Origin of the sequence: Pseudomonas cichorii, assembly GCF_015471405.1 — a bacterium.
In the GTDB taxonomy this organism is placed as follows: domain Bacteria; phylum Pseudomonadota; class Gammaproteobacteria; order Pseudomonadales; family Pseudomonadaceae; genus Aquipseudomonas; species Aquipseudomonas serbiensis.
Window position 1 is genome coordinate 231,285 of sequence record NZ_BLVZ01000009.1, and the last position, 16,331, is coordinate 247,615.

The following is a 16,331-nucleotide window of genomic DNA, read 5'->3' on the forward strand; positions in this document are numbered from 1 at the left end:
TCAAAGCTCCTGGCGCTGGTTTTCAGGGTCGAAGAAAGGCAGTTTCACCACTGTGGCCTGGACCACGACACCGTCCTCTACCCGAATCGGGATCTGCTGGCCGGGTGTGCTCTGATCGAAGGCGGCGTAGGCCAGGCCAATGATCTTGCCCAGGGTCTGCGAGTATTCGCAGGAGGTTACGTTGCCGCTGATATCCGGCCCTTTGAGCACCAGATGGCCTTCCAATGGCTGCGGGCTGGCCTTGGGCAGGGTGAAACCCACCAGCTTGCGTGTCTGCGGTTGGGCTTCAAGGATGTCCACCGAGCGGCGACCGACAAAGAACGGCTTGGTGCGGCTCACCGCCCAGCCCATATCGATCTCGGCCGGATGGGTCATGCCGTCGGTGTCCTGGCTGATGATCACGTGGCCTTTTTCCAGGCGCAGCAGGCGCTGGGTTTCGACGCCAAACGGGCGCATGTCGTACTCTTTTCCGGCCTCGACCAGTGCATCCCAGAGTTGCAGGGCATGGCGCGCCGGAACGTGGATTTCATAACCCAGTTCACCCACGAAACCCACCCGCAACAGACGGGCCTTGATCCCGGCCACCGTGCCTTGGCGCACGGCCAGGTACGGGAAGCCTTCGGCCGAAAGATCCAGGTCGGAGCAGACTTTTTCCAATACCTTGCGCGAGTCCGGCCCGGCCACGTTGACCGCCGAAATCGCCGCGGTGACGTTGGCGATGTCCACATTCAGGCGCCATTGGGCGTTCCACTTGAGCATCTGCTGGTAGATACGATCCACGCCGCTGGTGGTGGCGGTGACATAGAAATGGTTGTCGGCGAAGCGGGCACACACGCCATCGTCGATCACCACGCCATGTTCGTTGGTCATCAGTGCATAACGCGAACGGCCCACCGGCTGCTTGAGAAAGGCGAAGGTGTACATGCGATTGAGCAGCTCGGCGGCATCCGGGCCACGTACATCCAGGCCGCCCAGTGTCGAGACATCGATGATGCCCACCTTGGTGCGCACATGATGGGCTTCGGCCTGCATGCAGGCGTCACGCTGCGAGGGCTTGCCGTAAAACGCCGGGCGCTGCCAGATACCGGCAGGCATCATCTTTGCTCCGGCCTCCACATGACGGCGGTGCATGGGTGTCTGGCGATACGGGTCGAAGGCGCGGCCGGCCACATGCGCGAGCTTCTCGGCCTCGAACGGCGGGCGAGCGGTGGTAACGCCGGTTTCGCTGATGCTGCGCTGGGTCGAAGACGCTACCAGACGAGCTGTCGGCAGCGCCGAATGCCGACCTTGTGACGGCCCCATGCCGACCGTGGAATAGCGCTTGACCAGTTGCACGTCGCGATAGCCGATGCGCGTGGCATTGACGATGTCGCGCACTTGCAGGTCTTCGTCGAAGTCGACGAAATCCTTGCCTTTGGGATGAGGGAAGATCGGCCAGGGAAAGTTGACGCGGGCCTCGCTGCGCAGCGGCAGCGGGCTGGTGTTGAGTTCCAGGCCCAGCGCGGCAACGATTCCGGCGCTGGCATGGATGGCATCGGCCAGTACGTTGTCCAGCGCATGGTAGCCATGAGCCGAACCGGCCACACTGAGGTTTTTCGGCAAGCCGCTCAGGGTGAACTCCGAGAGCTGATCGTCATAGCTCAACTTGCCGCCCGCCTGGCACAGCAACTGATAGACCGGCATATAGCCGCCTGACATGCACAGCAGGTCGCAGTCGAGTATCAGGCCGTTATTGGCGACCTGACCCTGACCGGTGATTTTGCGCAGGTCCGCGCCACTCACATGGCGCATGCCTTTTTCATGTAACGCTTCATAGACGGTGGTGCTCGGGTGGCAGGGGATGCCACGTTTTGCCAGTGCGCTCAGCAGGGTGCTGTCGGCAGGGTTGGCGCGCATGTCGGCCACGGCAACGACTTCTACGCCCTGATCATGCAGATCCAGAGCGGCCAGATAGCCGTCGTCATTGCCGGTCAGGACCACGGCGCGTTTGCCGGGCTTGACGGCATACAGCTTCATCAGGCGCTGTGCGGCGCTGGTCAGCATCACACCGGGCAAGTCGTTATTGCGGAAAATTACCGGCTGGTCGAACGAGCCGCTGCACACCAGGCAGTGGCTCGCCCGCACTTTGTACATGCGCTTGCCCTGAATCACCGGCAGGTAGTTGTCGGTGAACCAGCCATTGCAGGTGGCTTGCTTGAGCACGCGAATATTGGCGTGATCTTCCACGGCATCGATCAGGTTGCGGCGCAGTTTTTCGGCACGCTGGCCTTCGATATCAAAGCGGGCATAGGTCAGCGAGCCACCGAGAATCGGCTGCTGTTCGATCAGCAAGACCTTGGCACCAGCATTGGCTGCTGTCAGTGCCGCCTGCAAGCCGGCCGGGCCTGCGCCGATGATGGCCAGATCGGTGAACAGATAAGCCTTGTCGTAATACTCGGGCTTGAACTCAAGGTCCAGCACACCCAGCCCGGCTTTCTTGCGGATGATCGGCTCCCAGACCTTCCACATGCCCTTGGGTTTGTAGAACGAACGGTAATAGAAGCCCACCGGCATGAACTTCGAGAACTTGCCCAGGTAGGCGTCCTTGTCGTTATCCAGCGAGCCGTTGAAGTTTTGCCCGGTCACTTGCAGGCCCGCTGCAAGTGCATGGGTATCGGCCAGCACGTTGGGTTCGCTGGGCAACTGGATCAGGGTGTTGGCGTCTTGCCCGGCCATGGTCAGCGGGCCACGCGGGCGGTGGTACTTGAACGAGCGCGACAGCAGAAAGCGGCCGTTGGCGAGCAGGGCGCTGGCGATGCTGTCGCCTTGCAGGCCCTGATAGGACTTGCCGTCAAAGCTGAAGGTCAGCGGCTGATTGCGATCAATCAACAGGCCCATGGGGGCCGGCAGGCGGGTCAGGGGGCTCATCCTGCGATCTCCTTGGACGGGGCAGGGGTGAAGTCGACGCGGGCGGTAAAGACTTCCCGGGGATCGAAGGTGCGGATGATTTCGTCGCTGGCGGTATGGCGTTCGGCCAGGAACCAGTAGCTGGACGGGTTATGCATCCACCATTCGCGCACTACGCCCAGAGTGTCCTCGCTGTTGAACACGTAATCGGCCCATTCGGCATCGGTGCAGGTCTGAGGATCAGGCATGTGCTTGAACTCACCGCCGTAGGTGAACTCGCTGATATTGCGTGGCCCGTTGAGCGGGCATGTCATGACTTTCATGTGTCGCTCTCCGTCAGTGGCTGGCCGCTGTCGCGCCCATTTCGTTGACTTGCCGGAAGGTCGAGAAGCGCTCCAGGCCAAAGGGTTTGATCAGGTCCGGCACCTTGCCGCCACTGGCTACCAGCTCGGCCATGGTCTTGCCGCAGATGGGGGTGGCCTTGAAACCCCAGGTGCCCCAGCCTGCATCCAGGTAGTAATTCTTCACCGGTGAAAGCCCCATGATCGGGCTGTAATCCGGGGTCATGTCGGTGATCCCGGCCCATTGGCGCATCAACTTGGCGTTGGCCAGGAACGGGAACATCTCGATGGCGTGTGCCAGCAGGCTTTCCTTCAGGTCCAGCGTGGAGCGGGTGTTGAATAGCGGGTAGGGATCGGAGCCGCCGCCAAACACCACTTCGCCGCGGCTGGTCTGCTGCACATAGCAATGCAGGGCCGACGAACTCACCAGCGGATCGAGAAACGGCTTGAACGGCTGGGTCACCATGGCTTGCAACGGGAAGGTCTGGATCGGCGAGCGAATCCCGGCTTTCTTCATCAATTGCGAACTCATGCCCGCAACTGCCTGCACCGCGCAGCCACATTTGACGGTGCCACGGTTGGTCTTCACCGCCGTGATGGTGCCGTTTTCGATGACCAGTTCCTGAACCTCGGTGAGCTGATGAATCTCCACACCACGCTTGGCAGCCTGTTTGGCATAGCCCCAGGCCACAGCGTCATGCCGGGCGGTGGCACCGTCGATGTGCCACAGACCGGCGATCACCGGCAGATGGCCCGGATCGAGGTTCAGGGAAGGCACCAGTTCGCGGATCTGCTGACGGTCGATCATCTCGGTACGGCCACCGAAGTGCTTGTTGACCTCGGCGCGTTGGCGGAACGAGCGTACCGTTGCGTCGGTATGAGCGAGGGTCAGTTGCCCGCGATGGGAATACATGATGTTGAAGTCGAACTCGTTGGACAGCCCTTCAAACATCCGCACCGATTCGGCGTAAAAACGCACGCCTTCGCTGGTGAGGTAATTGGAGCGGATGACGGCTGTGTTACGCGCCGTATTGCCACCACCCAGATAGCCTTTTTCCAGAACGGCGATATTGGTGATGCCGTGGTACTTCGACAGGTAATAGGCCGTGGACAGGGCATGGCCGCCACCGCCGATGATCACCACGTCATAAGACGGTTTGAGTTCCTTGGGAGCGGGCAGGTCCACCTCGACCGGGTACTCCGAGCTGAGCCCGTACTTCAATAGATTGAAAGGCATACGGCCTCCGATTGACTACGTTGCGCTTGGGCCTGCTGACGGGCAGCGGTCACGGTGTTTTTCATGAGAAAGGCAATGGTCATGGGGCCGACGCCACCGGGAACCGGGGTAATGGCCGACACTCTGGACAGCGCGCTGTCGAAATCCACATCACCGACCAGACGGCTGCGGTCGTTGTCCTGAATACGGTTGATGCCGACATCGATCACCACTGCGCCGGGCTTGAGCCAACCGGCATCGATCATTCGCGGGCGGCCGACAGCCGCGACCACGATATCGGCCAGTTGGCAAAGGGCCTTGGCGTCGGCACTGCGCGAATGCAAGACCGTCACCGAGCAGTGAGCCTTGAGCAGCAGGGCGGCCATGGGTTTGCCGACGATATTGGAGCGTCCGATCACCACCGCATGTTTGCCCGTCAGATCACCACAGGTGTCCTCCAGCAACTGCATGCAGCCACTGGGCGTGCAGGGCGTCAGCACATCGCGACCCTGACTCAGGCCGCCGACGTTTTCACTGTGAAAACCGTCCACGTCCTTGCACGGGTCGATGGCCTGCAAGGCGCGGGTTTCTTCGATATGGGATGGCAGCGGCAGTTGCAGCAGGATGCCGTTGACCTTCGGGTCTGCATTCAATTCGCTGATCAGCGCCAGCAAGCGGGCCTGGGAGCTGTCCGCAGACAATCGATACTCCAGCGAATGAATGCCGGCTTCCTCGGCGCGCAGGATCTTGTTGCGCACATAGACCTGACTGGCCGGGTCTTCACCCACCAGAATCACCGCCAGTGCAGGTTCGATACCCTCGGCCCTGAGGCGCTGGACATCGGCTTTTACCTGTTGCAGCACACGACCGGCCGCAGCCTTGCCATCAATCAGTTTTGAAGTGTTCACCGGAAGATCACCGTTCTGTCCGTGTTGAGGAACACACGATGCTCCAGGTGGTATTTCACCGCCCTGGACAGCGCAATGGTCTCGTTGTTACGGCCAGCGGCCACCAGATCGTCAGGCAGGTAGACGTGATCCACACGCTGCACTTCCTGCTCGATGATCGGCCCTTCGTCCAGGTCGCTGGTGACGTAGTGCGCGGTCGCGCCGATCAGCTTTACGCCACGCTCGTAGGCCTGGTGATAGGGCTTGGCCCCCTTGAAACCGGGCAGGAAGGAGTGATGGATATTGATCGCCCGGCCTGAAAGTTGCTGGCACAGGTCATCGGAGAGAATCTGCATATAGCGGGCGAGCACCACCAGTTCGGTGCCGGTTTCATCGACCACTTTCATCAGCGCCGCTTCCTGCTGGGCCTTGGTTTCCTTGGTAACCGGCAGGTAAATGAAACGAATGCCTTCACGCTCGGCCATCGGGCGCAGGTCCAGATGATTGGAAACGATGGCGGTGATGGTCATGTCCATCTCGCCCTTGTGATAGCGGTACAGAAGGTCGGTCAGGCAGTGGTCGAACTTGCTGACCATCAGCAGCACGCGCATGGGCTGCCGGGTGTCATGTAGCTCCCATTGCATGGAAAAGTCACTGGCGACGGCATCGAAGCCAGCCTTGAGTTGCTGGATATCGCCCTGATGGCCATCGTTGAAGCGAAACACCGCACGCATGAAGAATTTGCCGCTGAACTCGTCATCGAACTGGGCCATTTCACCGATGTAGCACTTGTTGTCAGCCAGATAAGAGGTCACCGCCGCGACAATCCCGGAAGTCGCCGGACAACTGATCTTGAGGATGAAATGGTTCTTTTCGTGTTGCATGGCTTGTCCTCTGGAAAGTGGCGGCAGCTCAGCGCAGAGCGAAAGATTCGGGGGTGAAAATTATTTTTGCGGATGAATAAAAATTCCTGATGGGAATTAAATATTCACAGATGGCGTTTTATAGGCGAAAGAATCTGTAGCGTCCAGAGGTTTCTGGAAACTTTTTTTACTGGTGGGAATTTTTTGCTTGGAGCTTTCGCGAATGAATTCGCTCCTACCTGGCCTGCGCAGGAGCGAATTCATTCGCGAAAAGGCATGACCGCTAGCTCACTCGCCCTGCGCACCATAGTTCATGATCGACAGCAGGCGAATCGGCACCTGCACCAGCTGCTCCGGCCCGTGAGGAATCTCGCCATCGAAGGTCAGGCTGTCCCCGGCTTCCATCCGGTAGAGCTGGTTGCCATGGCGATAGATCAACTCGCCTTCCAGCAGATGCAGGAATTCAGTGCCGGGGTGGGAGAAGGTCGGGAACTCTTCGCTGGCATCGTCCATGGTCACCATGTAGGCCTCGAAGCTCTTCTTCGGCCCGCGTGTGTGGTTGAGCAGGTGATAGGTGTGGCCTTTCTCGGTGCCGCGCCTCACCACTTCCAGCCCTTCATCGGCCTTGACCAACAGCGCGCTGCTGCCTTGCTGGTCGTACTGGCTGAACAACTTGGACATGGGCATGCCCAGCACGTCGCACAGGCGGCTGAGGTTATCCAGGCTGGTGGAAACCTGAGCATTCTCGATCTTGCTCAGCATGCCTTGGCTGATCCCGGCGATACGGGCCACGTCGGCCAGTTTCAATTCCTGGGCCTGACGCTGGCGTTTGATCTGGATACCCAGGTATTGCTCAAGCTTCAGCTTGGGTTGGGGTTCGTTCGGCATATTCATCGGCTTTGCACGGTTTCCGCTCAATAATTTTTATTTCGCACCATGAATGTGCGAGATCCCTGTCCGCGCAGTGGCGTGCGTCGGTTTATTCCCTCAAGGAAAACGAGTTTCCCATATATACAGCGGAAATTCCGCCTTTGGCTGAATTCGACTTTTGGTATACCAAGCTGGCAAGGGCTTTGCATTCCTGTTGGGAAATTAAGTTTCCTGCTTGGAATAACGATTCCGGCAGGAAGCGAAACAACGTCCTCACCTCAACGTTTTGCTTTCGCCAGGAGACAAGTCTCATGTTGCCAACAGAAACACAGCGTCTGATCGAGGAGCACGGTATCAAGTACGTGCTGGCTCAGTTCGTTGATATCCATGGCTCCTCCAAGACCAAATCGGTGCCGGTGTCGGGCCTGGAAATGGTGGCCGAAGATGGCGCCGGTTTTGCCGGTTTCGCCATCTGTGGCATGGGCATGGAACCCCATGGCCCGGATTTCATGGCCAAGGGCGATCTCTCCTCGCTGACGCCGGTGCCCTGGCAGCCGGGCTATGGCCGGGTGGTGTGCATCGGTCATGTCGAAGGCAAGCCGTGGCCTTATGACAGTCGTTACGTGCTGCAACAACAGGTCGAGCGCCTCAGCCAGCGCGGCTGGACCCTCAATACTGGCCTGGAGCCCGAGTTCAGCCTGTTCAAGCGCGATGCCACGGGCAGCCTGCAACTGGTGGACACCAGCGATAGCCTCGACAAGCCGTGCTACGACTACAAAGGCCTGTCACGTTCCCGGGAGTTTCTTGAGCGCTTGACCGAAGCGTTGCAACCAGTGGGTTTCGACATCTACCAGATCGACCACGAAGACGCCAACGGCCAGTTCGAGATCAATTACACCTACAGCGATGCGATGGAGTCGGCGGACCGCTTCACTTTCTTCCGCATGGCGGCCGGCGAGATCGCCAATGACATGGGCATGATCTGCTCATTCATGCCAAAGCCTGATCCCAAGCGCGCCGGTAACGGCATGCATTTCCACCTGTCGATCAGCAGCGCCACCAACAAGAACATGTTCCATGACGCCAGCGACCCGAGCGGCATGGGCCTGTCGAAGATGGCTTACCACTTCGCCGCTGGACTGCTGGCCCACGGCCCGGCCTTGTGTGCCTTCGCGGCGCCGACGGTCAACTCCTACAAGCGGCTGGTGGTGGGGAACTCGCTGTCCGGCGCGACCTGGGCTCCGGCTTTTATCGCCTTTGGCGCCAACAACCGCTCGGCCATGGTGCGAGTGCCTTATGGCCGCCTCGAATTCCGCCTGCCGGACGCCGGTTGCAACCCGTATCTGGTCAGTGCCGCAATCATCGCAGCAGGCCTGGACGGCATCGACCGCAAGCTGGAAGTCGACCAGGTCTGCAATGAAAACCTCTACAAGCTGAGCCTGGAAGAAATCGCGGCACGAGGCATCAAGACCCTGCCGCAATCCCTCAAGGAAGCCTGCGATGCACTGGAGGCCGACCCATTGTTCGCCGAAGTGCTGGGCAACGAAATCGTCGGTGAATTCATCAAGCTCAAGCGCATGGAATGGGTGGAATACAGCCGCCACGTCAGCGATTGGGAAGTGAAGCGGTATACGGAATTTTTTTGAATTCAGCTGCAAGTTTTTAGCTGCAAGCTGCAAGTAAAAGCAGTCGGCGGCGGACACAGGATTTTCAATTAACCCGGACAGCTTGCAGCTTATGGCTTGCAGCTTTCCTCGCGAAGTGAGACTGCCCCAATGTGCGGAATTGTTGGTTTATACCTGAAAAACCCTGCGCTGGAATCCCAGCTTGGCAAACTCTTCGAGCCCATGCTCGAAGCCATGACGGACCGTGGCCCTGACAGCGCCGGGTTTGCCATTTATGGGGATGAAGTGACCGATGGCTGGGTCAAGCTGACCTTGCAGGCCACCACCGAAGGGTACGATTTCAAGGCGCTGATCGCGGCGCTGGAAGGCAAGCTCGGCGCGTCACTGGACTGGTTCCAGAATGCGAGCGCCGTGGTGCTGAAGATCCAGGCTGAAGAAGCCGTTGTGCGTGCGGCTCTGGGTGAGCTGGCACCGACCGTGCGCATCATGAGCGCGGGCAAGAGCATCGAAATCCTCAAGGGCATGGGCTTGCCGAAAGAGATTTCCGAGCGTTTTGGCCTGGGCAACATGAAAGGCAGTCACATCATTGGCCACACGCGCATGGCCACTGAAAGCGCCGTGACCATGGAAGGCAGCCACCCTTTTTCCACCGGCGCCGACCTGTGCCTGGTACACAACGGCTCGCTCTCCAACCACTTTCGTCTGCGTCAGGAACTGCGCCGCGAAGGGATCAACTTCGACACCGAGAACGACACGGAAGTCGCCGCCGGTTATCTGGCCTGGCGCCTTCAGCAGGGCGACTCCCTGAAGACCGCGCTGGACAGCTCGCTGGAAGCACTGGATGGCTTCTTCACCTTTGCTATCGGCACCCGCAACGGCTTTGCCGTGATTCGCGACCCGATTGCCTGCAAGCCGGCGATTCTCGCCGAGACCGATGATTACGTCGCGATGGCTTCGGAATATCAGGCGCTGTCGAGCCTGCCGGGGATCGAGAAGGCCAAGGTCTGGGAACCTGTTCCCGCCACCATGTACATCTGGGAACGCGAATCGGCTTAAGGAGCACGCACATGAAAACCATCGATCTTTCCAACGCCACCGTGCGTGATCTCAATCAGGCCCTGCACGATCAGGTCAAGCAACTGGAAGACCGCGAGTGGGTGGTCACCCATCCCAATGGCGCGCACAACCTGGCCGTTGGTGTGAATGAAGCGGTTTCCATCGATATTCAGGGGCACGCCGGTTACTACTGCGCAGGCATGAACCAGAAGGCTTCTATCACGGTACACGGCAATGTCGGTGTGGGGTGCGCCGAGAACATGATGTCCGGTTCGGTGCGGGTCAAAGGCAGTGCTTCCCAGGCTGCGGGCGCTACTGCGCATGGCGGCATGCTGGTCATCGAAGGCGATGCGGGTGCCCGCTGCGGCATTTCCATGAAGGGCATCGACATCGTGGTCGGCGGCAGCATCGGTCATATGAGCTGCTTCATGGGCCAGGCCGGTCGGCTGGTGGTGTGTGGCGACGCAGGCGATGCGCTGGGCGACTCGTTGTACGAAACGAAGATTTTCGTCAAAGGCAGCGTGGAGTCCCTGGGTTCCGACTGCATCGAGAAAGAGATGCGCCCGGAGCATCTGGAAGAGTTGCAGGAGCTGCTCAATCGTGCGGGCTTCAATGAAAAGGCCTCGGATTTCAAACGCTACGGGTCAGCCCGTCAGCTCTACAACTTCAAAGTCGATAACGCCTCCGCGTACTGATCCAGGAGCATCATCATGAGTGACAAACCAACTCCAGTCCTGCGCGAGTCCGCGACCTTCGACCGCCTGACCATCCAGGAAATCCAGCGTGCCGCGGAAACCGGCATCTACGACATTCGCGGCGGCGGCACCAAGCGCAAGCTTCCGCATTTCGATGATCTGCTGCTGCTCGGCGCCAGTGTTTCCCGCTATCCGCTGGAAGGCTACCGCGAGAAGTGCGGCACTGACGTGATCCTCGGCAACCGCTTCGCCAAGAAGCCGATTCATCTGAAGATTCCGGTGACCATCGCAGGCATGAGCTTTGGTGCCTTGTCGGCCAATGCCAAGGAAGCACTGGGGCGCGGCGCGACCATCGCTGGCACCAGCACCACCACCGGTGACGGCGGCATGACCCCGGAAGAGCGCGGCCAGTCCCAGCACCTGGTCTATCAATACCTGCCATCGCGCTATGGCATGAACCCCGATGACCTGCGCAAGGCCGATGCCATCGAAATCGTGCTGGGGCAGGGCGCTAAACCGGGTGGTGGCGGCATGCTGCTGGGCATGAAAGTCACCGAGCGTGTGGCGGGCATGCGTACCTTGCCGGTAGGCGTCGATCAGCGTTCTGCCTGCCGTCACCCGGACTGGACCGGCCCGGACGACCTGGCGATCAAGATTGCCGAGATCCGCGAGATCACAGACTGGGAAAAACCGATCTACGTGAAGATCGGCGCGAGCCGTCCGTATTACGACGTCAAGCTGGCGGTCAAGGCCGGTGCCGATGTGATCGTGCTCGACGGGATGCAAGGTGGTACGGCAGCGACTCAGGAAGTGTTCATTGAACATGTGGGGATTCCGATTCTGCCTGCCATTCCTCAGGCCGTTCAGGCTTTGCAGGAAATGGGCATGCATCGCAAGGTGCAACTGATCGTTTCCGGCGGCATTCGCAATGGTGCCGATGTGGCCAAGGCCATGGCGCTGGGCGCAGATGCGGTGGCCATCGGCACGGCGGCGCTGATTGCGCTGGGCGATAACCATCCGCGTCTGGACGAGGAGTTGAAGAAGATCGGCTCTGCAGCCGGTTTCTACGACGACTGGCAGAACGGCCGCGACCCGGCAGGCATCACCACTCAGGACCCGGAGCTGTCCAAGCGTCTGGATCCGGTCGAGGGCGGGCGTCGCCTGGCAAACTACTTGCGTGTATTGGTGCTGGAAGCCCAGACCATGGCCCGCGCCTGCGGCAAATCGCACCTGCATAACCTTGATCCCGAGGATCTGGTGGCGCTGACGGTGGAGTCGGCGGCCATGGCTCGCGTGCCATTGGCGGGCACCAGCTGGATTCCGGGCTCGCAGTACTGATCTCCCCCGTAGGAGCGAATTCATTCGCGAACATTTTCGCGAATGAATTCGCTCCTACGAGGCTATAAAGAGGCCGCAAAGGCCCGCCGTTTCAAGCCACTCTGCTTTCTGCCAGACACTTTCCATTCCTTTGCAGGAGCTTTGATAATGGTTAACCGTCCTATCGGCAAATCCCTTCTGGCTTTACTTGCAGTCGGCGCTTTCTCTCCTCTGGCCCAGGCGGCCGAAACCCCTGTTCTCAATACCGGCAGTACCGCCTGGATGATCACTGCCGCCGTACTGGTGTTGTTCATGTGTCTTCCTGGCCTTGCGCTGTTCTATGGCGGGTTGGTACGGGCCAAGAACATGCTTTCGTTGTTTACCCAGTGTTTCGGTATCGCTGGCGTGGTCGGTGTGTTGTGGATCATCTATGGCTACAGCATGGTGGTCGATACCAGCAACATGGTTGAAGGTGAAGTGACCTTCAACAGCTTTGTCGGCGGCTTGAGCCGCGTTTTCCTGGCGGGTATGACGCCGGACAGTCTGGTGGGCGAGATTCCTGAAGGGGTATTCGTGACCTTCCAGATGACCTTCGCAATCATTACTCCGGCGCTGATTGCAGGTGCCTTTGCCGAGCGCATGAAATTCTCGGCAGCGCTGCTGTTCATGGCGATCTGGTTCACACTGGTCTACGCGCCGGTGGCGCATATGGTCTGGGGCGGAGCGGGGGCCTTGATGCATAACTGGGGCGTGCTGGATTTCGCGGGCGGCACCGCCGTGCATATCAATGCCGGAGTTGCAGCACTGGCAGCCTGCCTGGTGCTGGGCAAGCGCAAGGGCTATCAGAACACACCGATGCCCGCGCACAACCTGAGCCTGACCATGGTCGGTGCGGCGATGCTCTGGGTCGGCTGGTTCGGCTTCAATATCGGTTCGGGTGGCGGTTTGAGCGGCACGTCGGGCATCGTCATGCTCAACACTCAGGTAGGCGCTTGCGCCGGTATTCTGGGCTGGATGTTTACCGAGTGGTTCAAGGTCGGCAAGCCCAGCGCACTGGGCCTGGCCAGCGGTGCCTTGGCCGGTCTGGTGGGGATTACTCCGGCTTGTGCCTATGTCGGTGTTGGCGGAGCCCTTGCAATCGGCTTGTTGTGCGGTGTGTTCTGCTACCTGAGCGTGACGGTCCTGAAGAAGCGTCTGGGCTATGACGACAGCCTTGATGTATTTGGCCTGCACGGTGTTGGCGGCATGATCGGTGCGGTGCTGACCGGCGTGTTCTGTGTCCCTTCGATGGGCGGCCTGGTGCCGGATGTGAGCATGGGCGCTCAGGTCATCGCGCAGATCAAGGGCGTGCTGTTCACCACGGTTTATTGCTTCGTGGTCAGTTGGGGCATTCTCAAGCTCGTCAACGCCCTGATCGGCTTGCGTGCTCATGAATCGGTGGAAGAGATGGGGCTGGATCTGGCCGAGCACAATGAGCGTGCCTATAACCATTGAGTGAAACCTTGTCGCGGCCAAGGCCCCCCACATTGACCGTGGGAGGGGCCTTGGCCGCGATGCCTTCAGCGAAACGCTGGCACTACATGCTTGATGAACAGTTCCAGCGATTTCTTCTTCTCGGCGTGCGACAGGCTGTTGTCACACCAGAAGCTGAACTCGTCGACACCCAGTTCCTGGTAGTAACGGATGCGCGGGATGATTTCTTCCGGGGTGCCGATCATGGTGTTCTTGCGGATGTTTTCCAGCTCGAACTCCGGGCGTTCCTTGAATTTCTCTTCCGGGCTTGGCGCCAGGAAACCATTGACCGGTGTCTGCTTGTTGCCGAACCAGGCATCGAAAGTGCGGTAGAACTTCGAGATCGCGGTCGCACCGACTTTCCAGCCTTCGGGCTCGTCAGCAGTGTGGACGTGGGTGTGGCGCAGGACCATCAGTTGTGGGCGAGGGACGCTTGGGTTGTTGTCCAGCGCGGCCTGGAACTTGTTCTTCAGGTCCAGGACTTCTTCATCACCTTTCATCAGCGGCGTGACCATCACGTTGCAGCCATTCTGTACCGCAAAGTTGTGGGAGTCCGGGTCACGGGCCGCTATCCACATCGGTGGCGTCTTGATCGGTTTTGGCACGCTGGTGGAGGTGGGGAATTTCCAGATATCGCCGTCGTGAGCGTAGTCGCCTTGCCACAGGGCCTTGACCACCGGAACCATCTCGCGCAAGGCCTTGCCACCCTCCGATGCAGGCATGCCACCGGCCATGCGATCGAATTCGACCTGATAGGCACCACGGGCCAGACCTACTTCCATGCGGCCATTGCTGATGACATCCAGCAACGCGCATTCGCCTGCTACCCGCAACGGATGCCAGAACGGAGCAATGATGGTGCCTGCACCCAGATGGATGGTGCTGGTTCTGGCGGCGAGATAGGCCAGCAGCGGCATCGGGCTTGGAGATATGGTGTATTCCATTGCATGGTGTTCGCCGATCCAGACGGTGCTGAATCCGCCTTTTTCGGCCAGCAGCGTCAGTTCGGTCAGGTCCTCGAAAAGCTGATGATGACTGACTTGCTCATCCCAGCGTTCCATGTGCACGAACAACGAAAATTTCATGACACTCACCTCGGTTCAATCGTGGCGCCCCAAGAGGGCGGAGCCGATATTTTTTTGGTATACCGCAATGCTTTGGGGTGATGTAGATCAAGCAGTGTGGGAAAGCTTGTTCTGTCTGATGGTATACCGTAATACTTTATGTGCAAGCGTTTTTTGGTGAGGTCTGTTTCTGGCGGCGCGATCTCATTTCATATGCAGTGCATACCCCGGCGTCCAGCTTTCCAGTCTGTATTGCCCGGCGATCAGGGTGCAGTAGCTCAGGCGTGCCAGGTACGCCCCGGCACTGTCGAGGTAGGTCTGGATTTGCGCGGGCTCACTGCACATCGCCAGTTTTCGGCCGCGTAGCAGCCCGAGAGTCTGTGCCGAGCGCATGGCACCCATGGGCTCAGGGTCGGCAATGATCAGCGCGCCTTCGGGCACCGACGCTTCATAAGCCTGCACGAAGCGTTCGGCTGACCGGTCTGGCAGATAAGGTGTCATGAAATAATGAATGTCGTCGCGAAACGGCAGCGCTTCGATGTGCGTCGGCAAGCGGATCAGGCCGCTGTTGTAGAGCGAATAGACAGACAGGATCGCGATGGGTGAGGTCAGCGCCGAAAGGCTCAGCAAGGCATTGCCCATGCGGGTGCGTGCCACTATCGCCTGAAGCTGGATCACCCCGAGGATGCTCAATAGCGCCACGCCCGGCAGGAAGAAGACAAAGCGATCAGTCACGTTATACGAAGCCGCAAACACCATGTTCAGAAATGCTGCGCTCCACAGCAGGCGCAGCCGAGGGGCGCGAGGAAAGATGAGCAACCCCACCAGTTGCGGCCCCAGCAAAGAGAGCAACAGCAGGCCCACCGACTTTTTCTCGTACCACATGATGTCGAAGCGCAGCAGGCTGCCTTCCCGGTTGACGTCGGTCAGGATGGCGGACGAACCCGTGAGGTAGCGGCGGCCAATCTCCGGCAGGCTCATCGCGCTCTGCAGGTCGTGAGCGATGGCTGGCAATGCGACTGCGATACCCGCGATGAAGCCGGGCAGGGTTATCAGAATCCGTAGCTTGTGCTGGTACAGCAACTGGATATACAGCGGCAGCAGCACCACAAACGTCAGTTGGTGAGTGGCGGCACCAAGCCCGGTCAGCAGGCCGATGACAAGCAGCTTTTTCAGTTCGCCCAGATGCGGCTCTGCACGGAGTTGCATCCAATAGGCCAACAAGACGAACAGCGTGTGCAACAGATAGACATCGGCCTTGGTCGAGACCCAGAACACCGCATGGGACAGTACTGTCACCACGGCGGCGAGCACGGCCTGTCGTGGCGTGGCGCCTGCACTCCCGGCCAATTGGTAGATGAGCCATGCCAGTGGCAGCAAGAGCATCGAGTTGAGCAGGCTTAGCGCTTGCGGGCCGAACAACTGGAAGAACAATGTCGTGACGAATTGATAGAACGGATGATCCACCGGCCCGAGAGACTGGCTGAAGTACTGACCCTGGCTGGCATCGACCAGAAACATGCCGTTATCCCGCCACTGGACCGGGCCGCTGGAAGCGATAAAACTTGCGACGATAGCGCCACACAACAGCAAAAGGGGAATGAGAGGGAGTAACGATGAAGCGCGTGGGTCTTTGTCTTGATTCATGTAGAGCTCTCTGGGGAGACGTCTGCATTCGTTTCATTGGGGCATTTTTTCCAGGGGCGCAATGCCGCAGGAATAATGAAGCAACTCCGGATTTAATGAATTGTCATTAAGGCCCGCAACTAATGGAGAAGCGATCTGAAACCGACCCTGATGTGCGGGCGTTGATAGCGCTCCGGCCAGTGTCGGGGGCACTATGGAACGAAAGTGGACAATTGCCACTTCAATAAAGTTAAAGGGCAGGGGTTATATCGTCATCGTGCTGGCGTCAGAAAAGTCAGGAGCGGTTACGGTGCCGTGAAACACTGTTTATGTGTTTCATTGGTTTAACAGTTATCGGAATCAGTGGCCTCTA

The 16,331-nt window shown here is 59.2% G+C and carries 13 protein-coding genes; 5 read left to right on the forward strand and 8 right to left on the reverse strand.

The genetic code is table 11. From position 1 onward, the window contains the following. The 6 genes from JL015_RS16370 to JL015_RS16395 form a co-directional block, all read right to left on the reverse strand. Positions 1-2,907 carry a 2Fe-2S iron-sulfur cluster-binding protein gene (locus tag JL015_RS16370; protein WP_201019190.1) on the reverse strand — a complete coding sequence of 969 codons (2,907 nt, stop codon included), beginning with the start codon at positions 2,905-2,907 and terminating at the stop codon, positions 1-3. Next, on the reverse strand, positions 2,904-3,209 hold the full coding sequence (locus JL015_RS16375; RefSeq protein WP_201019191.1) for a sarcosine oxidase subunit delta: 306 nt from the start codon (positions 3,207-3,209) through the stop codon (positions 2,904-2,906). The genes JL015_RS16370 and JL015_RS16375 overlap by 4 nt, the downstream gene beginning before the upstream one ends. A gap of 13 nt (positions 3,210-3,222) precedes the next feature. Continuing rightward, entirely contained in the window at positions 3,223-4,464 is a 1,242-nt protein-coding gene (locus tag JL015_RS16380; protein ID WP_201019192.1) for an FAD-dependent oxidoreductase, read from the reverse strand. After that, entirely contained in the window at positions 4,446-5,351 is a 906-nt protein-coding gene (gene folD / locus JL015_RS16385; protein ID WP_201019193.1) for a bifunctional methylenetetrahydrofolate dehydrogenase/methenyltetrahydrofolate cyclohydrolase FolD, read from the reverse strand. The genes JL015_RS16380 and folD overlap by 19 nt, the downstream gene beginning before the upstream one ends. Continuing rightward, a complete protein-coding gene (purU, locus tag JL015_RS16390) occupies positions 5,348-6,214 on the reverse strand; it encodes a formyltetrahydrofolate deformylase (RefSeq protein ID WP_201019194.1) in 867 nt (288 codons plus the stop codon). Before purU ends, folD begins: the two co-directional genes overlap by 4 nt. Before the next feature lie 267 nt (positions 6,215-6,481). Further along, positions 6,482-7,087, reverse strand: a complete 606-nt coding sequence (locus tag JL015_RS16395; RefSeq protein WP_201019195.1) for a helix-turn-helix domain-containing protein — start codon at positions 7,085-7,087, stop codon at positions 6,482-6,484. Positions 7,088-7,374: 287 nt separating this feature from the next. Here JL015_RS16395 and glnT point away from each other — a divergent pair, with 287 nt between their 5' ends. The 5 genes from glnT (at position 7,375) to JL015_RS16420 (ending at position 13,250) form a co-directional block, all read left to right on the forward strand. Continuing rightward, entirely contained in the window at positions 7,375-8,709 is a 1,335-nt protein-coding gene (glnT, locus tag JL015_RS16400; protein ID WP_201019196.1) for a type III glutamate--ammonia ligase, read from the forward strand. Positions 8,710-8,838: 129 nt separating this feature from the next. Further along, positions 8,839-9,744 (forward strand): class II glutamine amidotransferase, encoded by a 906-nt coding sequence (locus tag JL015_RS16405; RefSeq protein ID WP_198723726.1) that lies wholly within the window; start codon positions 8,839-8,841, stop codon positions 9,742-9,744. A gap of 11 nt (positions 9,745-9,755) precedes the next feature. Further along, on the forward strand, positions 9,756-10,439 hold the full coding sequence (locus tag JL015_RS16410; RefSeq protein ID WP_201019197.1) for a protein glxC: 684 nt from the start codon (positions 9,756-9,758) through the stop codon (positions 10,437-10,439). Between the two features lie 15 nt (positions 10,440-10,454). Beyond that, positions 10,455-11,777 carry an FMN-binding glutamate synthase family protein gene (locus JL015_RS16415; RefSeq protein WP_201019198.1) on the forward strand — a complete coding sequence of 441 codons (1,323 nt, stop codon included), beginning with the start codon at positions 10,455-10,457 and terminating at the stop codon, positions 11,775-11,777. A gap of 147 nt (positions 11,778-11,924) precedes the next feature. Beyond that, the gene (locus JL015_RS16420) at positions 11,925-13,250 is read left to right on the forward strand and encodes an ammonium transporter (protein WP_201019199.1); all 1,326 of its coding nucleotides are present in this window, start codon (positions 11,925-11,927) and stop codon (positions 13,248-13,250) included. 65 nt (positions 13,251-13,315) lie between these two features. Here the strand turns inward: JL015_RS16420 and JL015_RS16425 are convergent, their stop codons facing one another. Together JL015_RS16425 and JL015_RS16430 are read right to left on the reverse strand one after the other, a co-directional pair. Further along, a complete protein-coding gene (locus tag JL015_RS16425; RefSeq protein WP_201019200.1) occupies positions 13,316-14,353 on the reverse strand; it encodes an LLM class flavin-dependent oxidoreductase in 1,038 nt (345 codons plus the stop codon). 183 nt (positions 14,354-14,536) lie between these two features. Further along, on the reverse strand, positions 14,537-15,979 hold the full coding sequence (locus tag JL015_RS16430; protein WP_201019201.1) for a glycosyltransferase family 39 protein: 1,443 nt from the start codon (positions 15,977-15,979) through the stop codon (positions 14,537-14,539). Between the last annotated feature and the right edge of the window lie 352 nt (positions 15,980-16,331).